Source organism: Gluconobacter cerevisiae, assembly GCF_015244675.1.
Classification (GTDB): domain Bacteria; phylum Pseudomonadota; class Alphaproteobacteria; order Acetobacterales; family Acetobacteraceae; genus Gluconobacter; species Gluconobacter cerevisiae.
Genome location: NZ_JABCQO010000001.1, coordinates 138,439 through 158,880, shown reverse-complemented (window position 1 = coordinate 158,880; position 20,442 = coordinate 138,439). Strand labels below are relative to the sequence as shown.

The 20,442-nt window shown below is 59.7% G+C and carries 17 protein-coding genes; 7 read left to right on the top strand and 10 right to left on the bottom strand.

Annotated features, from left to right (window positions below; genetic code table 11):
- The first annotated feature begins 23 nt into the window (after window positions 1-23).
- Window positions 24-704 carry a thiopurine S-methyltransferase gene (gene tmpT / locus HKD21_RS00650; protein WP_228120661.1) on the top strand — a complete coding sequence of 227 codons (681 nt, stop codon included), beginning with the start codon at window positions 24-26 and terminating at the stop codon, window positions 702-704.
- Window positions 705-745: 41 nt separating this feature from the next.
- Here the strand turns inward: tmpT and HKD21_RS00645 are convergent, their stop codons facing one another.
- The 3 genes from HKD21_RS00645 to HKD21_RS00635 all read right to left on the bottom strand — a co-directional run bounded on the left by HKD21_RS00645 (window position 746) and on the right by HKD21_RS00635 (window position 4,939).
- Window positions 746-3,430, bottom strand: a complete 2,685-nt coding sequence (locus HKD21_RS00645) for a TonB-dependent receptor plug domain-containing protein (RefSeq protein WP_194253755.1) — start codon at window positions 3,428-3,430, stop codon at window positions 746-748.
- A gap of 99 nt (window positions 3,431-3,529) precedes the next feature.
- The gene (locus HKD21_RS00640; RefSeq protein WP_194253754.1) at window positions 3,530-4,453 is read right to left on the bottom strand and encodes a FecR family protein; all 924 of its coding nucleotides are present in this window, start codon (window positions 4,451-4,453) and stop codon (window positions 3,530-3,532) included.
- A 12-nt stretch (window positions 4,454-4,465) separates the two neighbouring features.
- Window positions 4,466-4,939, bottom strand: coding sequence for an RNA polymerase sigma factor (locus HKD21_RS00635; protein WP_194253753.1), 474 nt, complete (start codon window positions 4,937-4,939; stop codon window positions 4,466-4,468).
- Between the two features lie 237 nt (window positions 4,940-5,176).
- Here HKD21_RS00635 and HKD21_RS00630 point away from each other — a divergent pair, with 237 nt between their 5' ends.
- Window positions 5,177-6,775 (top strand): alkaline phosphatase D family protein, encoded by a 1,599-nt coding sequence (locus HKD21_RS00630; RefSeq protein ID WP_194253752.1) that lies wholly within the window; start codon window positions 5,177-5,179, stop codon window positions 6,773-6,775.
- Between the two features lie 18 nt (window positions 6,776-6,793).
- Here HKD21_RS00630 and HKD21_RS00625 read toward each other — a convergent pair whose 3' ends face one another.
- The 3 genes from HKD21_RS00625 to HKD21_RS00615 are packed head-to-tail and all read right to left on the bottom strand — an operon-like array spanning window position 6,794 to window position 9,099.
- Entirely contained in the window at window positions 6,794-6,982 is a 189-nt protein-coding gene (locus HKD21_RS00625) for a hypothetical protein (protein WP_194253751.1), read from the bottom strand.
- A complete protein-coding gene (gene feoB, locus HKD21_RS00620; RefSeq protein ID WP_194253750.1) occupies window positions 6,982-8,850 on the bottom strand; it encodes a ferrous iron transporter B in 1,869 nt (622 codons plus the stop codon). The genes HKD21_RS00625 and feoB overlap by 1 nt, the downstream gene beginning before the upstream one ends.
- A gap of 6 nt (window positions 8,851-8,856) precedes the next feature.
- The gene (locus HKD21_RS00615) at window positions 8,857-9,099 is read right to left on the bottom strand and encodes a FeoA family protein (protein ID WP_194254062.1); all 243 of its coding nucleotides are present in this window, start codon (window positions 9,097-9,099) and stop codon (window positions 8,857-8,859) included.
- A 440-nt stretch (window positions 9,100-9,539) separates the two neighbouring features.
- Between HKD21_RS00615 and HKD21_RS00610 the strand changes: the two genes are divergently transcribed.
- Window positions 9,540-9,881: a metal-sensitive transcriptional regulator gene (locus tag HKD21_RS00610; RefSeq protein ID WP_228120658.1), complete on the top strand. Its 342-nt coding sequence runs from the start codon at window positions 9,540-9,542 to the stop codon at window positions 9,879-9,881.
- 4 nt (window positions 9,882-9,885) lie between these two features.
- On the opposite strand, the gene HKD21_RS00605 is transcribed toward HKD21_RS00610, so the two are convergent.
- From HKD21_RS00605 to HKD21_RS00590, 4 genes are all read right to left on the bottom strand, one after another.
- On the bottom strand, window positions 9,886-10,188 hold the full coding sequence (locus tag HKD21_RS00605; protein WP_194253749.1) for a hypothetical protein: 303 nt from the start codon (window positions 10,186-10,188) through the stop codon (window positions 9,886-9,888).
- Between the two features lie 29 nt (window positions 10,189-10,217).
- Window positions 10,218-10,991: a copper resistance protein B gene (locus tag HKD21_RS00600; RefSeq protein ID WP_194253748.1), complete on the bottom strand. Its 774-nt coding sequence runs from the start codon at window positions 10,989-10,991 to the stop codon at window positions 10,218-10,220.
- Window positions 10,988-12,811 (bottom strand): copper resistance system multicopper oxidase, encoded by a 1,824-nt coding sequence (locus HKD21_RS00595; RefSeq protein ID WP_194253747.1) that lies wholly within the window; start codon window positions 12,809-12,811, stop codon window positions 10,988-10,990. The genes HKD21_RS00600 and HKD21_RS00595 overlap by 4 nt, the downstream gene beginning before the upstream one ends.
- 87 nt (window positions 12,812-12,898) lie before the next feature.
- The gene (locus tag HKD21_RS00590) at window positions 12,899-13,291 is read right to left on the bottom strand and encodes a hypothetical protein (protein WP_194253746.1); all 393 of its coding nucleotides are present in this window, start codon (window positions 13,289-13,291) and stop codon (window positions 12,899-12,901) included.
- 304 nt (window positions 13,292-13,595) lie between these two features.
- Here HKD21_RS00590 and HKD21_RS00585 point away from each other — a divergent pair, with 304 nt between their 5' ends.
- The 4 genes from HKD21_RS00585 (at window position 13,596) to HKD21_RS00570 (ending at window position 20,429) form a co-directional block, all read left to right on the top strand.
- A complete protein-coding gene (locus tag HKD21_RS00585; protein ID WP_194253745.1) occupies window positions 13,596-13,808 on the top strand; it encodes a heavy-metal-associated domain-containing protein in 213 nt (70 codons plus the stop codon).
- 120 nt (window positions 13,809-13,928) lie between these two features.
- The gene (locus HKD21_RS00580) at window positions 13,929-16,280 is read left to right on the top strand and encodes a TonB-dependent siderophore receptor (RefSeq protein WP_228120655.1); all 2,352 of its coding nucleotides are present in this window, start codon (window positions 13,929-13,931) and stop codon (window positions 16,278-16,280) included.
- On the top strand, window positions 16,267-17,988 hold the full coding sequence (locus tag HKD21_RS00575; RefSeq protein WP_194253743.1) for an ABC transporter ATP-binding protein/permease: 1,722 nt from the start codon (window positions 16,267-16,269) through the stop codon (window positions 17,986-17,988). Before HKD21_RS00580 ends, HKD21_RS00575 begins: the two co-directional genes overlap by 14 nt.
- 65 nt (window positions 17,989-18,053) lie before the next feature.
- On the top strand, window positions 18,054-20,429 hold the full coding sequence (locus HKD21_RS00570) for a heavy metal translocating P-type ATPase (protein ID WP_194253742.1): 2,376 nt from the start codon (window positions 18,054-18,056) through the stop codon (window positions 20,427-20,429).
- The last annotated feature ends 13 nt before the right edge of the window (window positions 20,430-20,442 follow it).

Here is a 20,442-nt window from a genome sequence, read left to right as displayed (position 1 = left end):
GCACAGGATCGGCCCAATAGGGAATGAGGATCGCCGAAGTGATGGACGCAGCGTCGAATGCCGTTTTCTGGCAGGAAAAATGGGAACGTGGGGAGACGGGCTTTCATGAAGCGCGCGCCAATCCGCTTCTGACCCGCTATTTCGGCGCGCTGGATCTGCCGGCTGGAGCGCGGATTTTCGTGCCTCTGTGCGGGATGAGTCAGGACATGGTCTGGCTGGCCGGGCAGGGATATCAGGTGATCGGATGTGAACTCAGCGAGATCGCGGTGGAGCGATTCTTCAGCGATCTCGGTGTCACGCCGGAGGTCATTCAGGTCGGGACGCTGCGGCGTTTTTCGGCATCAGACATCAGCATTTTTGCAGGCAATATTTTCGACCTGACGCAGGATGTCGTTGGTCCGGTGGAAGGTATTTATGACCGTGCTGCGCTGATTGCCCTGCCGGAAGATCTGCGACGGGCTTATGTCGCCCATCTTCTGGCCCTGACCGGTCCTGTGCCCGAACTGCTCGTAACGCTGACCTATGATCAGTCCTGTCTGAAGGGACCGCCGTTTTCCGTCGACGAAAACTTTGTGCGTACTGCTTACGACAAGGTTTACGACGTCAGATGTCTGCAAAGCCGGGAGGTCGAGGGAGGCCTGAAAGGGCGGTGTCCGGCCTCCGAAAATGTCTGGCAGTTCAGTCCGTTAGCGGCACGTTCCTGAGACCCATTCCCTGATTTGTCGGGGGAATGGGTGTTCTGTGTTCAGAAGGCTGCGGAGACCGTTCCGAAGAACATACGCGGGGCTGTGGGGTAGCCAGTATAGGTGTTGGCATCTCCGGCGGAGATCGTGGACCAGGAACGTGCATTCGTCAGATTGCTCGCGTTGAACTGGAGCTTGAGGCTGTTCATGTGCGGGATCTGGTGGAACGTATAGCTGGAGCTGAAAGCAAGCTGCACGCGCGGCGGCACCATGACGCTGTTGGTAATGGTCCCCGGACGGACGCCCATATAGCTGCCGCTGAACTGGGCATTGAAGCCGCCCTGATTGTAGTTGACGGCGAACTTGTCGGACCATGCTGGAATGGCGGGGACCTTCTTGTCCTTGGTGGCATAGAGCGTCGCGCCATCCATGAAGTCGTTGCCGTAAATGCTGCTGACATAGGACACGGCGTTATAGATCGAGAAATGTGATCCGAAGCGCAGGGTGAACGACATGTCCATGCCGTTCGTGGAAACGCTGCCAAGGTTTGCCACCGTATTGCCGACGCCGGAAATGCCCTGACCCGGCGGTGAAATGGTGCCGAGGCGGTTGTAGAAATCAACGTGATAATATTCGAGCTGCCCGCTGATCCCGGTCAGGATACGCGTGTCGATCGGATGGCTGGTGCGGATGCCGGTTTCATACGTCCAGGATGTTTCCGGCTTACCGCTGCGCTTGAACTTCTCGAAATCCGCCTGGTCCGACACCGCCCAGGGTGAGGTCGATCCGTATCCAGTGGCGGCGAAGGAGTTCATGTTCTCCTGAATGTTGGCAAAAAGCTGTTCGTGCCGTGTGACATTCCAGAGCGCACCGAAGGCGGGCAGGAATGGTTTGTAGGACGGAATAGTGCCACCCGCGACAGTATTGGTGCTGGTATCGACGATCTTTTTCGCCCCCTTCACCGAAGAGGCGAGCGACTGCGGCAGGGCGGCCACCGGGAGGGTGCCGTTGGTATAGACCATCTCGGACTTGAAGCCTGCCGTCAGCGTCAGGCGGGAGGTGACTTTCCAGCTATCCTGAAGATGCGTGACGAAGGTGTTGGTGTAGAACGCGTTGTTCCACTGCGTGAACAACGGGTTGGTGGGGCGCAAATAGGGCGTCAGCGTGTCGTTCTTGGTCAGCGGATACCAGTAGCGGCCCTGTTCGTTGTTGTTGCGCTCATACCAGCCGCCCAGTTCGATATTGTGATGGCCAAGGCGGTAATGCAGCGCGCTGATCAGACCGCCGCGATAGTCGCTGTATTCCGTGGTGCGGACGGCGAAACCCGTGCCACCCGTGGCGTTCCAGACCTTCGGATCGATGCCTGCGACGCTGTAAGTGAACTGTCCGTTCTTGATGTATTTCGTGCCGGTCGGATCGAGATAGGAGCCGAGGATCGTCAGGATCGCATTCGTGCGGATGGACGTCGCCACCACGCCTGCGCCATCGTCGTAATGGAAATAAAGCTGGTTGTCCCAGTTCAGGTTCGGGGAGAACCGGTGGGAAATTTTCAGATAGGTCAGGTAGTCGGTCCGCTGGGCGGCGGAGAAGTAATATTTGTTGTTGGGCGTCGCCGGTCCGGCTTTGGTCGAGCTTTCAGCCGGATACCCCGCCATGGCGGCGTTTAGGTCCGGGAAGAAGGCCCCGCGGGCATACAGGTCGGTGGGGGCCGTCAGGCCCTGCGTGTTGGGCTCGGCCTTGTTCTGCCAGTCGAAATAGGCGGTGATGGTGGTGTTTTCGCCCTTGTGGACGAATTTCCCGTTCACCTGATAGCCGCCCTGCCGGTTGGCGTTGCCGAGATTCCAGGGACGGGCGTCCTGACGGGCAAACGCCATATAGGCGGAATTGCCGTTGCCGAAATTGCCGGTATCAATGCGTGCGAATGTTCTGAACGTGGAATAGCTGCCGAAGGTCTGGTTGATTGTGGCGCCGGCCTTCTTTTTCGGGTCACGCGTGGTGAATTCGATGGTCCCGCCCAGATTGCTGGTCGAGGCGGTGCCGAGCGCACCGGCACCTGACGACAGGGAGGTCGAACCGATGTCTTCGCTGATGGCCGCGCGCTGCGGGGACAGGCCGTTATAGTTGCCGTAAGCCCCGGCTCCGAGTGGGACGCCGTCCATCGTGTAACCGAGCTGGTTCTGGTTGAAGCCATGAACGTAAATGCTGGAATTCTGCTCGTTATTGCCCCACGGATCGACGTTGGTGAACGTCACACCCGGTAGTAGATCGAGTGCCTGCATCGGGCTCTGACCCGGCATGAGCGTCTGCATTTCGTCGCCGCTGACGCTCATGACCGAGCGTGTGCGGTGGCCGGTGGCGACGATCTGTTCGATGTCATGCGCCTGCGCTTCACGCAGGCGCTGGGGCTTTGGGCGCGCGGAGGGGTCCTTGCGGATGATGACGCCGCCATCCGGCATGGCCTCTGCCTTCAGTCCGCTCCCGCGCAGTAGGCGTTTGACCGCATCGTCGGGCGACAGCGTGCCGTCCACGGCAGGGGCGCGCAGATGGGCTACGGCATCGGAGGTGAAAATGATATTGCGGCCTGTCTGATGCCCGAGCGTCACGAGGGCCTGTGCCATGGGCTGTGGCGCGATATGCACCGGAGCGCTCGGGGCTGCGAAGGCGCTGGACAGAGAGTGCGTCAGAATGGTCGCGCCTGCCGACAGAAGCAGAACGGTGCGGCGGGGGTAACGGGAGGGCGGGGTCATGGGGCTCGTTTCCTGTCGTCGGGCCTGAAAGCGGTCTCGACAGGAAGACAGATGAGAAAATGAAAACCTCAGCGCGATGCAGCGGTTTTCATCGAAACGTCACAAAGCGACGATTTCGTAAGCGTTATGGGCCGGGCGGATCCGCAGGGGCAGCAGATGCGGGAGCATCTGCAAAAACGCATCCCCCTGACGCACATGGTACACGCCGCTCAGGCGCTGCGAGGCCAGACGCGGCGCGGACAGGACGATCTGGCGGGAGGCGTAACGGTTGATTTCCTGAATTACCTCCGCCAGCGGCTGATTGCGGAACACCAGTTCGCCGCTCTGCCAGGAGAGCAATGTTTCCAGATCGGGATAATCGATGTTCCAGCCGCCGTTGCGATCCATCCGCAGGCGCTGTCCGGGCATCACCCATCGTCCGGCCTCACGCAGGGCTGCGGCGGTCAGGAACACCTTCCCCCGGATGGCCGTGACTTCCGTATTGCCGCGATTGATGCGGATATCGGCAGAGGTCTTGTCATGAAGCTGTACCGTCATGCCGTCGGCGGAAAGATGGAAAGGGTCCGGTCCGGCCACCGAGAGCAGGATCTGCCCGTGACACAGCCGCGCCTGCCGCCCGTTCGGCCCCACCACGAGGCGTGTCTGGGTGTCGAGGCGGCAATCCGTCCGGGGTGTGAGGTGGACATCGCGGATGCTCCCGATCCCGGTTTCCTCGATCCGGCTGGCATGTGCGCCTTCCCATGGCGGAACGGCCAGAAAAACCGCTGCAACCAGTCCCGCCAGCGCGTGCCTTCGGCTGAGGAGCGGGCGACGCATGGCTGGAGCAGGTTTTGTATTCGGAACAAAAAGCGGCGGCCGGGCGCCTCCGGAGAGTTCCCACAGTTCCGTCAGATGTTCGAAAACCGGCCCATTGCGGGGATCGCTCGCCAGCCAGTCGCGGAACATGTCATGGTCGAGCGGTGTGCAGTCCTCGGCATGGAGGCGTGCAATCCATTCTGCCGCGCGGAGTTTGATGACGTCCATCAGATCGGTATTTCAGTGATCCATCCATGTTGAAAGGAAGATCAGCGCCTTTGCGATATGTTTTTCAACGCTGCTTTCACTGATCGCCAGCGATTGCGCAATATGGCTGTACTTCATTTTTTCCACACGGTTCATCAGGAAGATCTGTCGGGTCCGGTCCGGAAGCTGTTCGCAGCCTTCGTGGAAATGCGCCAGTTTTTGCGTTGATTCGTAAATATCCTCCTGCGAGGGCGCAGGGTCGGGGACATTGACGAGCGTTTCGAAGTCGTCCGCCGCCTGCACATATCCCTGCCGTTCGCGGCGGATCGCGTTGAGCGAGGAATTCACGGCGCTTCGGGTGATATAGGCGTCCTGATGCTGCACGCTGCCTTCGGGGCGCTCGAAATAGCTCATGAGGGCGTTCTGAAGGTGGTCGTCCGCATCCTCCCGACGGGTCCGGGAACGCACCCTGCGATAAAGGCGCAACCATTCCTGCTGACAGCGCATCCATGTTCCCGTTTCTGAATGTTTCCGAATCACCGCGCCCTGAAAGCCCGTCTGGGCTGCGGCGCAACAGCGTTTAGGGAATTCGCACGACCTCATTCATGACAGTTTCATGAAATGACATTTCGAGGAGTGGGCAAATCTCCATTTCATGTGTCCACAGAACGGAGGGCGTGTGTCCAAAGACCTCTGGGAGCCCGGTTCCGCATGGAACCGGGCTTCGTAAGAAAGAACTGCTGCATGGTGTTCATGAAACGTAGAAGCCTGCTGACCGGCCTTGGTGCGGGTCTCCTCCTCTCGACGCGCGTGCGTGCGCTGCGGGCTGCTGTCCCGCGCGATCTGGAGAAAAACCCGACTTTTACGGCCTCTCCGTTCCAGCTTGGCGTAGCCTCCGGCGATCCGGCTTCGGACGGTCTGGTGCTGTGGACGCGCCTCGCGCCCGACCCGCTGGAAGAGGCAGGCGGCATGGAAGTTCTCAAGCCAGTTCTGGTAAGATGGGAGGTCAGCGAGGACGAAACGTTCTCAAAACCCGTGCAGAGCGGGCAGGCCCTTGCCCATCCGGAGCTTGGTCATTCGGTGCATGTCGAGGTCGCCGGGCTGAAGCCGGACCGACCGTACTGGTATCGTTTCCATATCGCAGGTTATGCAAGCCCTGTTGGCCGGGGGCGTACGCTGCCGACGCCGGGTGCGCCGCTGTCGCGCGTGCGCTTTGCCGCAGCAGGCTGCCAGCATTACGAATATGGCTATTACACCGCCTGGCGCGCCATCGCGAATGAGCCGATCGACTTCGTATTCCATTACGGCGACTATATTTACGAAGGCGCGGATAGCGGCGATCATCTGCGCGATATCGACGGACGCAAGGCACATGTTCTGCGGCGTCATGTTGGGCCGGAATGTTATTCGCTGGATGAATATCGCCGCCGCTATGCCCAGTACAAACTAGACCCTGACCTTCAGGCCGCCCATGCCGCGACATCGTGGATCGTCAGTTTTGATGATCACGAGATCGACAACAACTGGGCCGGAGATACCGATCAGGATGGGACGCCGCCGGAGATTTTCCGTCTGCGCCGGGCTGTCGGGCTACAGGCGTATTACGAGAACATGCCGCTGCGGGCGACGTCCATTCCCGATGGCAACCATATGCAGCTCTATCGCAGCTTCAGCTTCGGCGATCTGATGAACATGTTCGTGCTGGATACGCGTCAGTATCGCAGTGATCAGGCTTATGGCGACACGAATGCCGCGCAGGGGAAAGACGTGTGGTCTCCCGAACGTACCATGATGGGGACGCAGCAGGAGCAATGGCTGTTTGATGGTCTGGGGCGGTCGGATGCAAAGTGGAACCTGCTGGCACATCAGGTCATGATCATGGATCTGGCGCACCGCAAGTCTGCGCATTCCGAACTGACCTACAGCATGGATCAGTGGTCCGGCTATCTTTACAGCCGCAAGCGCCTGCTGGACTTCATCGATACGCATTGCCCCGGAAACGTGGTCAATGTGACGGGGGACGCGCATCGACACTTTGCCGGGGATCTGCTGATCGAGCCGGGACGGGGGAAGCCGGTTTCGGTGGAGTTCCTCGCGACGTCCATTTCATCGGGCGCAGATGGTCTGGGCGACGACGATCATTTCAGCCGCATCGCTCGCAGCGAGAACCCGCATCTGAAGGCCACGACCGACAAGCGCGGTTATGTTCTGTGCGATGTGGGCCCGGAAGTGTGGCACGCTGACCTGAAGATTATCGATCGGGTTATGGTGCCGGGGGGCAAGCTGTCCACGTATGCCAGCTTTGCGGTTGAGCGTGGCAATCCGGGACTTCAAAAAGCCTGAAAAGAGTGGGTGGTTGCCTTAGTGGCAACCACCCTTACCCGAGCGGTCACAGCCCGAACAGCCGCCGCAGCCCTTGCCGATCGTGGGTTGCGGGGCGGACAGGCCAACGGCCGTCCGCACTTTGCCCCATCTGGCGGGAAACAGGCGGGCATACCAATAAATGGCGGCCGCGCAGACGATCAGAACGGCAACAGAAAGTTCAAGCATCAGGCAGCTCCCGTAAGGACGCGGGTGATGTGATAGGTCAGGAACGCGGCCAGATAGGCCAGACCGAACAGATACGCCGCAGCCCATAGAACGGTTTTGATGGACCCGGTTTCCCGACGCATGACAGCCAGCGTCGAAATGCATTGCGGCGCATAAACATACCAGGCCAGCAGCGAAAATGCCGTGGCCATGCTCCACTGCGTCGAGAGCAGGGGCAGGAGCCTGTCGGCAGCGCCCTCATCCGTGGCGCCGATGGCATAGACAGTGGCGAGGGAACTGACCGCCACTTCGCGCGCCGCAAGTCCGGGGATGAGCGAAACGCAGATCTGCCAGTTGAAGCCGATAGGCGCGAAAACCCACTGCATCAGATGGCCGATCCGCCCTGCCAGACTGTAATCAATGGCGGGCCCCGGTGCGCCTGCGGGCGGGAGCGGGAAGCTCGACAGGGCCCAGAGCAGCACGTTCAGCGAGACGATGATCGTGCCGACGCGGGAGAGGAACATTACCGCGCGCTGCCACAGTCCGAGCGCGAGGCTGCGGAGGTTCGGGCGGCGATAGGACGGCAGTTCGAGCAGCAGCGGATGTTCCTCGGACTTCACGCCCCGCGTCATGATCCGCGCGGCGATTACGCCACTGACGATGGCGACCGCATAAAGCCCGAACAGTACCAGTCCCTGAAGTCCGAAGATCCCGAGCACACTCCGGTGTGGCACGAACGCACCGATCAACAGCGTATAGACCGGCAGCCGCGCCGAGCAGGTCATGAGCGGTGCGATCAGGATCGTGACCAGACGGTCCCGCGGGTTCTGGATGGTGCGGGCGGCCATGATGCCGGGAATGGCGCAGGCGAAGCTCGACAGCAGGGGGATGAAGGATCGTCCGCTCAGTCCGGCCAGCGCCATTAGCCGGTCCAGCAGGAAGGCGGCGCGGGGCAGATAGCCGGACTCCTCGAGCGCCAGAATCCACAGGAACAGAATGAGGATCTGCGGCAGGAACACGATCACTGTGCCCGCGCCCGCCAATACGCCATCCGCCAGCAGACTGTGCAGAACGCCGCCCGGAACCGGCTTGAGAACGATTTCCCCGAAGATCGAAATACCGCTTCCCAGTCCGTCCATGAGCGGTTGCGCCCAGGCGAAGACGGTCTGGAACATGACGAACAGCACGATCAGAAGAATGATCGGCCCCCAGACGGGATGCAGGAACACGCGGTCCAGCCGGTCCGTCAGGCGATCCGTTCCTGCGGCGGGATCGACGACATAGGTCGCGAGCAGCCGCCGGACTTCCATGTGTGGGTCCAGCCCGGCGGGCAGAGGCACAGGCGGGGCCGGCAGGGAGAGATCCAGCCTCTGAAGCAGCGGCATCACGCCCGCGCGGTTGAGGCTGACGACGGGGACGATGGGCATGCCCAGATCGGCCTGCAATCCGGCGGCGTCGATCTGAAGGCCGTGGCGGCGGGCTTCGTCCATCATGTTCAGTGCGACAATGACGGGCAGGCCGAGCTGCTTCAGCTCCAGCAGAAAGCGCAGATGCAGCCGCAGATTGGTCGCCGAAATGACGGCCACCAGCATTTCCGGGCGGGGTTCGGTCCGATGGCATCCGAGACAGACATCGCGTGTGACGTCCTCGTCCGGGCTGGTCGAATCAAGACTATAGGCGCCCGGCAGGTCGAGCACGCGGATGGCGCGGCCGTTGGGTGTCGTGAAGAACCCTTCCTTTCGCTCCACCGTGACGCCTGCGTAGTTGGCGACTTTCTGACGGCTGCCCGTCAGCTGGTTGAACAGGGAGGTCTTGCCGCAGTTCGGATTTCCGACGAGGGCGATATGCAGAGGGGACGCGGGTGTCTGCGGGGACGTGGTTGCACTCATGGGGTGTCAGGAAACGGTCCGCAGGCCCACGCGGGCAGCTTCGCCACGGCGCAGGGCAAAACGTGATGTGCCCAGACGCACTGCAATCGGATCCTTGCCCATCGGGCCGGTCGCGACGACCTGTACGGCTTCTCCGGGCACGAAGCCCAGTTCGCCGAGGCGTGTGGCGATCGGGTCCAGAGGCGCACGCTGTTCGACCTTCTCGATCACGGCATGTCCGCCCTTGGGCAGTGTATCCAGATACAACATCAGTTCCGTACCCCGGTGGTGTGGCGGACGCTCACAGGCTCCGTCCTCTGTTCTAGATAGGCGCATCCGGCCCGTCCGGGAAGGGGAGTGAGAATGATTTGCATCAAGTGCAGTCCCAGGGGCGGTGCGAGACTGGAGAAATCGCCGGATTTTATAATAAATTTTACGAAAAACCCCGATGACGAGACGTATGTCGGAGTAACATCCGGCATTGGAAGGGAATATCCGCACCTTACTGACGTAAGAGGAAGCCTGCTTTCCTGCGGGAGACTCGGTTTTTTTTCGATCAGGAAAAGGCGGACCGGTGTCTGTGCACTGGCAATTCCCGATGCAGCGGGGCATATACACGCGCGATGGGGGCGTTCGAAAGGCGCGCCCGGATGGGCGGACATGGACCCATAAGTGATGTTCGGATGTCTGACTAAAGGGCGGATCCAGTAATGGCACTATCCCGAAATGAACACGCAGTGGATGTCTGCGAGAACTGCACACCGCTGGATGATGACGGCCGTCGTGTTGAGCAGCCGCGCAAGAAAGCCCTGACAAACCGCGTCCGCCGGATCGAAGGACAGGTCGGCGGTGTTCTCAACATGATCGAGAACGATCGTTATTGCGTAGATATCCTGACCCAGATCTCTGCCATCAAATCGGCGCTGGACGGGGTGTCTATCCAGATCCTGTCGTCCCACGCCAATGGTTGCGTGCGCCGTGCGGTACAGGAAGACGGTGGAGAAGACGCCATTGACGAGCTTCTCCAGGTCGTTCGCCGGATGATCCGCTGAAGAATCAGCGGTCCAGTGTTTCGCTGGGGGCGGATTGATTTGCCATGCCCATATCCATTTTCTGACAGGCGGCACGCTGCTGCTTCATTTTCGGCGTCAGCGGACTGTTCTGTTTGCTGAGCGCCTCCAGATGCGCGCACAGGACCATCTGCTGATCCATGCTGAGGCCAGCCATCGGGTCCTGCGTTCTGGGGGATGGCATGGTCATGGCGTTTTTGCCGCTCATGTCCATGTCCGGCATGGAGGGATCGGCAGAGGCCGTGCTGGTTGCGAGAAGGGCGGCCAATGCGAGGAGGATCTTGCGCATGATAAGGGACTTTCCTGAATGTGTGGGGATCAGAACCAGCTTCGGACGCCGAGGCTGAAGCGGACGGAGCCGGTATCGTCGTGCTGGTCACGGGCGATCCGGCGGGCCTGTGTGAGATATCCGGAGTAGGTTACGGCCACATAGGGCGCGAATTTCCGCCAGAGTTCGTATCGCAGGCGCAGACCTGCATCGACGTCAGACAATCCGGCGCCAGCCTGCCGTCCTGTGTCGGGTTTCGTGTAGAAATTGAACTCGGCCTGTGGCTGAAGGATCAGGCGGTTGGTCAGCAGGAAGTCGTAAGACCCCTCCACGCGAGCGGCGAAACGTCCGCGGTCGCTGACATAGGCTGTGGCTTCGAACTCGAATTCGTACAGCGCCAGACCTTCAATGCCGAACGCGCCCCAGGTGCGGGTTGGACCGTCATCAAGGTCCATGCGCACGCCGCCCTGTAGGTTCCAGTAGGACGAAATCGAGCGTGTATAGAGCAGTTCGTGGTCGCCATCGCTCAGGCGGCCTTTTTCCAGCGTGCCTTCGGATTTGAGCCAGATCTTGTTGTAGTCGCCCCCGAACCACGCTTCCCCATCCCAGCGGAAATCGGTCTCGCCGGGGGCATAGCGGCCTTCAAGCTGGTTGAAGATGCCATGCAGCCAAGTGCCCTGATCCATGGCGGGCTTGATGTTGCCGATATAGACGACAGGGGTCGCTTCCGGCGCATCGGCAGCGTGATAGACCGGCTGGTCGGCGCGGGCCGTGCCGGATAGGGCGAGAATGGACAGAAGCACGAGAGAAAGGGCGTGTTTCATGCCACGATCACCGTGCGGAACATGCCCAGATCCATGTGATATATCAGGTGGCAGTGATACGCCCACATGCCGGGGGTATCGGCCGTCACGAGATAGCTCAGTTTCGAGCCCGGCTGGGAAATGATGGTGTGCTTGTAGGGGCGGTAATCGCCCTGACCGTTTTCAAGTTCGCTCCACAGACCGTGCAGATGGATCGGGTGTTCCATCATGGTGTCGTTGATGAGCGTAAAACGCACGCGCTCGCCAAGTTTGAGGCGGATCGGCCCGGATTCCGAGAACTTCCGACCGTTGAAGCCCCAGATATAGCGCTCCATGTTGCCGGTCAGATGCAGGATGATTTCCCGAGTTGGCGGTCGCAGGTCCGCTCCGGGACGTGTGGCGCGGAGCTGTCTGTAGTTCAGGACGCGGCGGCCGTTGTTTTCCAGTCCGTCGCCGGGGCTGCCGGTTCGGTCGATGGGCATCATAGCGCGCATCTGGTTTTCGACATTGATGGGCGGCGGGCCGGGATCGTCCACTTCCATCTTCGGCATGGCCATGTGGCTCATATCCATGCCTTTCATGTTCATGCCGGGGATGCCCATTCCGGCCATGTCGCCATCCATTTTCATGCCCGACATGTCTTCGGACATCTCCATGTCCTTCATGCTTTCACCGGGCTTCATGTTCCCCATGCCCATGTCCACCATGGTGCGGACCGGGCGCGGGTCCATCGGCGGCAAGGGAGCGATCATGCCTTCGCGGGGGGCGAGCGTGCCGCTTGCGTAACCGGTGCGGTCTTCGCTCTGGGCGAAAATGGCATAGGCGCGCTCGTCCTTCGGTTGGACAATGACGTCATAGCTTTCTGCCACGCCGATGCGGAATTCGTCCACCGGAACGGGTTCGATATCGTTGCCGTCCGCCTGTACGACCAGCATTTCGAGGCCCGGAATCCGGATGTCGAAGAACGTCATGGTCGAGCCGTTGATGAAGCGCAGGCGCACTTTTTCGCCGGGCCGGAACAGGCCGCTCCAGTTCATGTCCGGGGCGTGGCCGTTCAGCGTGTAGGTGTAAATCGCGCCTGAGACGTCTGCGATGTCGGTCGCGGCCATGCGCATTTTCGACCAGGCCAGACGGTCCGCGAGGGCCGCACCCGCACTTCCGGCTTCGCGCGCTTCTTTCGGGAAGGACGCCGCCGTGCGCTGCCGGAAGACGTAATAATCGTCCTGCATCTTGAGGTTGCTGACGATGTCATGGGGCATGACATCCGTCCATTCGGCGAGGAAAATGACGTAATCGCGGTCGCAGGTGTTCGGGTCCGGGCGGCGCGGGTCGATCACCATCGCGCCATACAGGCCCATCGCTTCCTGCATTCCTGAATGGCTGTGATACCAGTAGGTGCCGCTTTGATGGAGTTTGAAGCGATAGGTGAAGGTCTCGCCGGGGGCGATGCCGCCAAAGCTCAGTCCCGGGACGCCGTCCATGTTCGCGGGTGTGCGGATGCCGTGCCAGTGGATTGAGGTCGGTTCATCCAGCGTATTGGTTACGTTGATGCTGACGGTATCGCCCTGTTTGAAGCGCAGGATCGGTCCGGGCACCGTGCCGCCGACAGTCGGGGCGTGCATGGTTTTGCCATCGAGCGAAATGCGCGTGTGGCCGACCTTCAGATCCCACCGGTCAGAAGGGTGGGGGGGTATGATGCCCGAAGAGGCCCTGATGGGAACGGCCGTTGAGGAGAGCGCATGTGAGGTTCGGGGCAGGGCTGCCAGCAGGCCGCCTGAGCCGAACCCCGTCACGAAACGCCGTCGTGTCAGGCCGTCCCGGGAGCGGGACGGAGAGGTCATGAGGATAAATCCGCGAAAATGACAGAAGGTCAGGCCCTGAATGCCCATTTCGGGCAGCAGGACGGGTCCACGCCGGTCAGGCGTGTGTCAGATTGCGCGGGGTTTTGGAGGCGGTGAGGCGGGGATCCAGTCCGTGCCGCTGAAGCGGTTTTGCAGCCCGGAGGCAAAGATGCGCGCGGCCGTATGGGCTGGGCCGGACGGGTGGACGGACGCCATTGTCAGCATGGGGTCGGCTGAAACCACATGCGTGTGGCAGCAGCCTTCGGAAGATTGCTGCGGATGAGGGATCGCATGGAATGCTGAGGTTTTGCAGCAATCAGTGGCATCCGGCTTCTGGTGATGGGCCATGTGATGCATCGTCATGGCCATATGGGGAGCTTCAGATCTGGCCTGCGCGGTGGATGCGCCGAGCAGCAGCCCCACCTGCATGAGCAGGCAGGCCAGCAGGCCGATCCAGATCCGGGCATGTGTCCTGACCATCAGAAATCACCACAGAAGGGGAAGAAACGGAGCGATTCATCGTTCGAATCTGATCTAATCCTATACCCAGCCGGGGAATAGGAAAAGATTATTTTTCCGTGCCTGAAAAAGGGTTTGTCAGATATGTTTCGAAATCAATATGAAACCACATACCCCAGCGCGGTATATATAACATATTAAATTAGTTAAATAAAAACTATTGCCAGAATCGTTTTATAATTAATAGTGATATAAACCATACCCCCGCATCGTATGTGAATATGTCATTGCCGGGGGGATATCTCTCTTTCAAGGATTTCGTGACATGCCAGAAACAGCGCACATGACGGTCGAGGGTATGTCCTGCAACGGGTGTTCGGGTAAGCTTCACCGCGCTCTTGAAGCGGTAAACGGCGTGACGGGCGTCGATATCGTGCTGGATGGCGGCAAGGTGACGGTCTCTTATGACCCCACGCATGTTTCGCCCGCAGCGTTCAGGGACGTCGTCGAAGACACGGGATTTGACGTCGTTTCCTGAAGCCGGAGCACGCTTCCTCCTGCGCAGGAGCGTCTCATTGCCAGTCTCATGTCGTGACACGATGTTTTTCGTGGAACGGGCTGTTGCATGAGGCTGGTATGTCTCTTTAGGACAGACATTATGACACAGCATGGCATTTCAGTTCGCCGTCGGCTCGGCTTTCCCGCCATTTCCCACCACGCCCTGATCTGGGGCAGCCTGATGGCGGGCGCATGCCCTGCGGCGCTGGCTGATACGGTTGTAGAGCGTGCCAGAAACCATCCGTCTGTTTGCCATGCTACCCACAAGGCGGCGCGTCCTGTGCCTTGCGCAGTATCCCGCCACTCGGACAATCCTGTCACGCAGTCTGCGAAGGCTCCCATTTCGGCCACTGCTCCAACGTCTGCCGCAGCCGCGTCTCGCTCTTCCGAGGATCTGGAGGCTGCGGCAGAGGAAAACATTCAGGTTCTGGGCAGCAATCACACCTATACGGCACCCGCCGTTGAAGTTTGGGGGAAAAGCCCCGTGGCGCTCAAGGATGTGCCGCAATCCATTTCGGTCATCACGCAGCAGCGCATGGAAGATTCCAACATGCTGACGATGGCAGATGCGATGCGTCAGATTAACGGCATCCGCGTGCTTCCCGGCTCGACGGCCAATGCCAATTATTATTCACGCGGATACCAGCTCACGACGTCCATTGATGGCACGCCCAACGCTGCCGGGACGCTGAATAATGCGGCCTTCGACCTGTCGATGTATGACAGGATCGAGGTGCTTCGCGGCTCCTCCGGCTTATTGCAGGGCGGGGGAGCCGCGGGCGGGGTGGTTAATCAGGTGACGAAGAAACCCGGCATGGACTTCGCCGCTGGTGGATCGGCCAGCGTGGGCAGTTTCGACGATTATCGGGTGGACACGGATATCACCATCCCGTTGAACCGCTCAAAAACCGTGCGTTTCCGGACAGCGGATCTGTATCAGGACAATCATTTTTTCTACAAATATTCCCATTCGCGCAAATGGCAGGCCTATGGCGCGCTGGAATGGGACATCACGCCCACGACGACGTTCATGGTCTCTCATGCTGCCCAGCAGCAGGATATTACGGCGCCTTATTACGGTTTGCCTCTGACTACGACCAATACCCTGTGGTCTGGCAACCGGGATGCGAACCCGAGCCAGAGCTGGGGGTATTCGAACTACATGACGCAGCAGACGATTGCGTCCATCACCCAGAAGCTCTGGGGCGATTGGACGGCGACGGCGCGCGCCACGTTCTATGATCAGGACTACAATACTTTCTACAACGAGCCTTGGAACAAAATGAATCCTGCGACCGGAACGCTTCAGTACCGGGATCAGGGTATCTCCAAATATAAAGGTTCCAACACGTCCCGTTCCGCCGATGTTTATGCGCAGGGCAGTTTCAAACTGCTCAACAGGACGCATCACGCGCTGTTCGGGTTCAACTACAATTCCTACGAGCAGATCACGCAGTATGCGAACGTGAACTGCAACAATATTTACAATAATATCAGCCTCGAAAATACCAATGCCGTTCCCCAGCCTCCGGCAAGCTGCTTTGACTACATACAGAACAAGAACGGATACGGGACGGACGACTATGCCTATCAGTGGGGTTTTTATGGTCAACTCCGGCTGGAGTTAATCCGGCATTTGTCCCTGATTTTGGGCGGTCGTGTCTCGCGTTATTACGAGAAGCTTCAGAAAATTTCCCCTGCTCCGAAAGGGGAGTGGATCAATCAGGCTGATCTGCGCGGGCAGCTCACGCCCTATCTGGGAACGGTTTACCAGATCACGCCGAACATCTCCTGGTACGCCAGCTATGCCAGTATTTTCACGCCCGCCGTCGGCAGGCAGACCTATGGGGGTGGCGGTCTTGCGCCACAGGAAGGCAATCAGGTCGAAACCGGGTTCAAGGCTGAATATTTTCATGGACGCCTGAACCTCTCATCCGCGCTTTTTCGGATGGAAAGCATTAACCAGCCGGTGCAGGACCCGTATCATTCGCAGTTCTATGTCACGACTGGCCCGATCCGCCGTCAGGGCTGGGAGGCGCAGGTTGATGGCCAGATCCTGCCGGGGCTCGACGTATCCATCGGATATACCTATCTGGATACGAAGGTCTCGAACGCGAAGGTCAGCGATTTCGGAGGGGTTTTCTCTCCGCACCACATGTTCAAATCCTGGGTGCATTACAATGTGCAGGACGGCTTTCTTAAAGGTCTGAACGTGGGGGCGGGGATTGATGCGAACAGCAATCTGCGCGGCAGTTATGCCACGACCATTCAGGGCGGTTACATGACTGTGGATGCCATGGCTGGGTATCGCTTCAACCGTCATCTGCGGCTTCAGTTGAATGCAACGAACCTGACCAACCGGTATTATTACGAGCGTGCCAGCGGTCAGTGGCAGTTCAACTTCCCCGCCGCCCCGCGCAGTTTCATGGCGACACTTCGTGCAAACTACTGACGACGCAGTAACTCCGCCACATTCTCTGGCGGACTGGAAAGTTCTTCTTCCTTACTGGAAATCCGAAGAGAAGTTGTGGGCCTGGTCCCTTCTGGGCGGGACCATCGGGCTGTCCGTGCTTTACGTCCAGTCCGCCGTCTGGTTCGGGGCCTGGTATCACCGGTTTTTCGATGCGTTCTTTGCAGGAGAGGTCGGGCGCTGTCTGGGGATGCTGCCGTTTTACCTTCTGGTGACGCTCGGCTCCGTCGGGGTGCATGCGACACAGACCTATCTGACGCAGGTTCTTTCGATGCGCTGGCGTCTGTGGAACACGAAGGTTTATCTGCGGCAGTATCTGTCGGACGAGGCGTATTACCGGCTTGAGCATGGCCCGAACCGGGCGGACAACCCGGACCAGCGTATTGCGGACGATCTGTCCCAGATGACGGTCCAGACGCTCAAACTGGGTCTGGACGCTATTGATGCGGTGACCACGCTGCTGTCTTTCGCGGTGGTTCTGTGGAACATCGGGGGGGTATTGTCTTTTGACTGGCATGGCCGTCATTTCCAGATCCCCGGCTATCTTTTTCTGGGCGCGGTTCTCACGTCGCTGGTGGCTTCCGGGATACTGGAGCGGTTTGGCGCTTCGCTGATCGGTGCGAATTACCGGCAGCAGCATTTTGATGCCGATCTGCGTGCCGGGCTGATGGATGTCCGTCGTAATTCCGAACAGATTGCCTTTTATGGAGGTGAAAATGCCGAGCAGTTACGGCTGTCCGGCTATCTGACGTATATTGCCACGAACTGGCGCAGCGTTGTGCGCTACACATGGCGGGTCAATTTTATCAGCGAGTTCTATACCGGGGTCGCAACGATACCGCTCTGGCTCATGCTGGCGCCTAAAGCCATGGCTCATGCTTTGAGTTTCGGGCTCTATTCGCAGATCAATTCGGCCTACACGCAGGTGCGGATCAGTCTGGAATGGTTCATTTTCAACTATGCTGATCTGGCGACCCTGCGTTCGGTGCTTCAGCGTCTGGGCGAGTTCGAGCGGGTTGTCAGCCAACCCTCTCAAAGCGGGATTGTGCGTTTTCCATCGGACGCGCCTTCGGTGCAGATCCGGGATCTGGTTCTAAACCTGCCGGATGGAAAACCGATTGTGCAAATTGGCGATCTGACGATGCAGGGCGGCGAACGCTGGCTGGTTCGCGGAGCGTCCGGTTCGGGGAAAAGCACGTTCCTGCGGGCGCTGGCCGGCTTGTGGCGGCACGGGCGGGGGGAGGTCTCTTTCAATATGAGACAGGCCATGTTCCTGCCCCAGAGCAGCTATGTTCCGTCCGGGACACTGCGTCAGGCGCTGAGCTATCCTGCAACATCCGACCACTATGACACCGCCTCCTGCCAGCAGGCTCTGGAAGCCGTCAATCTGGCGGGATACGGCCATCGACTGGAAGAAATTGCAGATTGGGGTGCTGTTCTGTCTCCGGGGGAACAGCAGCGTCTGGCCGTGGCGCGGGCGTTGCTGTTCCGGCCTGCGATCCTGTTTCTGGACGAAGCGACGTCCGCGCTGGATGATGCCAATGAGCGCCGTCTTTACGAGGCCCTTCTTTTCTTTCTGCCTCACACCACATGCGTCAGTGTGGCGCATCATGATGCGCTGCGTGTTTTTCATGATCGTGAAATTGTTCTCGAAAGTGGGAAAGCTGTTTTTTCCATGCTTGAAAAATAGGGGTATGGGGTATATTTCTTGCGGAGCTTCCCTTCCGCGTCCCTAGCTGACAGGACCCTTTGCAGATGTCAGAAACGATCAGTTTCCCCGTCGGTGGCATGACCTGCGCAGCCTGTGCCGCGCGGATCGAAAAAGTCCTCAACCGTCAGGAGGGCGTCAACGCGACCGTCAATTTTGCCTCCGAGCGCGCGCAGGTCGCTTTCGAAAATACGGCGTCTTCCATCGAAAGCGTTGTGGCTGCCGTGCGGCGTGCGGGCTTTTCCGTGGACGAACAGAGCCTTGATCTGTCGCTGTCAGGCATGACCTGTGCGGCCTGTGCGGCGCGGATCGAAAAGATCCTGAACCGGCAGCCTTCCGTGCAGGCCAGTGTAAATTTTGCGGCCGAGCGGGCGCATATCAATTATATCCCGGGCGTGGTCGAACCGGCTGATCTGATCGGGAAGATCGAGAAGGCCGGATTTGGCGCAACGCGGCTGGACGAGGGGGAGCGCGAAGATCCGAAGGCCAAACGTGCGGCGATCTGGAAGCGGGAGCGCAACCGGTTCATCCTGACGCTTGTTCTCTCGCTGCCGCTTTTTGCCGAGATGATCGGCATGTTCTTCGGACGTATGATCGTGCCGGTTCTGGTGCAGTTCGTGTTCGCCACAATCGTGCAGTTCGTCTGCGGGGCGCATCTGTATCGCAGGGCGTGGAATGCGGTGCGTGGCGGTTCGGCCAATATGGATGTGCTGGTCGTGCTGGGCACGTCCATCGCGTGGCTGTTCAGTGCGGTTGTTGTGGTGTTCGGGCTGCATCAGCATGTTTATTTCGAAGCCAGCGCCTCCATCATCACGCTGATTTCGCTCGGCAAGCTCATGGAAACGCGGGCCAAGAACCGGACCAGCGCCGGGATCGAGAGCCTGCTTCAGCTTCAGCCGCAGATTGCGCATGTCGAGCGTGACGGCGCGATCGTGGACCGGGCCGTCGCGGACATGCATGTCGGTGATATTTTCGTCGTGCGGCCCGGTGAGAGTGTGCCGGTGGACGGGAAGGTCCTTGAAGGGGCGTCCGAAGTCAACGAGTCCATGCTGACGGGCGAGAGCGTCCCGGTTCTGAAAGAAGTCGGGCAGGATGTGTTCGGCGGCACCATGAACGCGAATGGGGCGCTGCGTGTCAGAGCCACAGGGGTTGGCGCGGATACCGCATTGGCGCGGATCGTAAAAATGGTCGAGCAGGCGCAGGGTTCCAAGGCGAATGTGCAGCGTCTGGCCGATCGTGTGTCGGGTATTTTCGTCCCGGCCGTGATCGGGATTGCGGTTCTGACATTCCTGATCGGTTGGGCCGTTACCGGGTCTGCGGTCTGGAGCCTTGTTTCGGCGGTGTCTGTTCTGGTTATTGCCTGCCCATGTTCGCTCGGTCTTGCCACACCCACGGCCATCATGGTGGGGACGGGGCGTGGCGCACAATCCGGCATTCTGTTTCGCAACGCTGATGCGCTGGAGCGGGCCGAGAAGCTGAAAACCATCATTGTCGACAAGACCGGCACCCTGACGCAGGGGCGTCCCGCTGTTGCCGCCATTCATCCGGCGAATGGGGTTTTGTTGGATAGGCTTCTGGGCGTTGCGCAGGCGCTGGAGTATAACTCGGAGCACCCGCTGGCACGCGCCATCGTGGATTACACGCAGAGTAATGGTGTAAGCGCGTCTGTTGCAGCAGAAGATTTTGAGGCTGTTCCCGGCAAGGGCGTGATTGGCCGGATCGACGGTCAGGAAGCCCGGCTGGGCTCACCAGCATTCATGCGGGAAAGCGGTCTGGACCTGTTGTCCCTACCGGTTGCCGCGTTGGAAAGCGAAGGTAACACCGTTATTGCCGTGGCGTGCGCCGGGCAGGTTCTTGGGGTCATCGCCTTGGCGGATGAACTGCGGTCGGATGCCGTGGCGACAGTGAAGGCTCTGAAAGCGCGGGGCATCCGCGTGGTGATGCTGACGGGAGATAATGAACGCGCGGCGTCTGTGGTGGCCCGGCAGGTCGGTGTGGATGAGTATCTGGCGGGGGTTCTCCCGGAGCACAAGGCCGAAGGCGTGGCGAAATACCGCGCGCAGGGCGATCTGGTCGGCATGGTGGGCGATGGTATCAACGATGCGCCTGCACTGGCGGCGGCTGATGTTGGGTTTGCCATCGGTGCGGGGTCTGCCGTGGCACTCGATACGGCGGATGTCGTGTTGATGAAAAGCGAAATGACCGGGGTGCTGGATGCAATCTCCCTATCCAGCGCCACTCTGTCCAAGATCCGGCAGAACCTGTTTTTCGCCTTTATTTACAACATTCTGGGTCTGCCGCTGGCGGCGTTCGGCATGTTGAACCCAATCGTGGCGGGGGCGGCCATGGCCATGAGTTCCGTCTCGGTAGTCAGCAATTCTCTGCTGCTCAACCGCTGGAGACCTTTCGGCCGTCAGGTTTGAGGCCCTCTGCTCC

Excerpts from the sequence above, each read along its gene's own strand:
- tmpT (WP_228120661.1), top strand. The coding sequence starts at position 24 with ATGAGGATCGCCGAAGTGATGGACGCAGCGTCGAATGCCGTTTTCTGG.
- HKD21_RS00645 (WP_194253755.1), bottom strand. The coding sequence starts at position 3,430 with ATGACCCCGCCCTCCCGTTACCCCCGCCGCACCGTTCTGCTTCTGTCG.
- HKD21_RS00640 (WP_194253754.1), bottom strand. The coding sequence starts at position 4,453 with ATGGACGTCATCAAACTCCGCGCGGCAGAATGGATTGCACGCCTCCAT.
- HKD21_RS00635 (WP_194253753.1), bottom strand. The coding sequence starts at position 4,939 with ATGCGCTGTCAGCAGGAATGGTTGCGCCTTTATCGCAGGGTGCGTTCC.
- HKD21_RS00630 (WP_194253752.1), top strand. The coding sequence starts at position 5,177 with ATGGTGTTCATGAAACGTAGAAGCCTGCTGACCGGCCTTGGTGCGGGT.
- HKD21_RS00625 (WP_194253751.1), bottom strand. The coding sequence starts at position 6,982 with ATGCTTGAACTTTCTGTTGCCGTTCTGATCGTCTGCGCGGCCGCCATT.
- feoB (WP_194253750.1), bottom strand. The coding sequence starts at position 8,850 with ATGAGTGCAACCACGTCCCCGCAGACACCCGCGTCCCCTCTGCATATC.
- HKD21_RS00615 (WP_194254062.1), bottom strand. The coding sequence starts at position 9,099 with ATGTTGTATCTGGATACACTGCCCAAGGGCGGACATGCCGTGATCGAG.
- HKD21_RS00610 (WP_228120658.1), top strand. The coding sequence starts at position 9,540 with ATGGCACTATCCCGAAATGAACACGCAGTGGATGTCTGCGAGAACTGC.
- HKD21_RS00605 (WP_194253749.1), bottom strand. The coding sequence starts at position 10,188 with ATGCGCAAGATCCTCCTCGCATTGGCCGCCCTTCTCGCAACCAGCACG.
- HKD21_RS00600 (WP_194253748.1), bottom strand. The coding sequence starts at position 10,991 with ATGAAACACGCCCTTTCTCTCGTGCTTCTGTCCATTCTCGCCCTATCC.
- HKD21_RS00595 (WP_194253747.1), bottom strand. The coding sequence starts at position 12,811 with ATGACCTCTCCGTCCCGCTCCCGGGACGGCCTGACACGACGGCGTTTC.
- HKD21_RS00590 (WP_194253746.1), bottom strand. The coding sequence starts at position 13,291 with ATGGTCAGGACACATGCCCGGATCTGGATCGGCCTGCTGGCCTGCCTG.
- HKD21_RS00585 (WP_194253745.1), top strand. The coding sequence starts at position 13,596 with ATGCCAGAAACAGCGCACATGACGGTCGAGGGTATGTCCTGCAACGGG.
- HKD21_RS00580 (WP_228120655.1), top strand. The coding sequence starts at position 13,929 with ATGACACAGCATGGCATTTCAGTTCGCCGTCGGCTCGGCTTTCCCGCC.
- HKD21_RS00570 (WP_194253742.1), top strand. The coding sequence starts at position 18,054 with ATGTCAGAAACGATCAGTTTCCCCGTCGGTGGCATGACCTGCGCAGCC.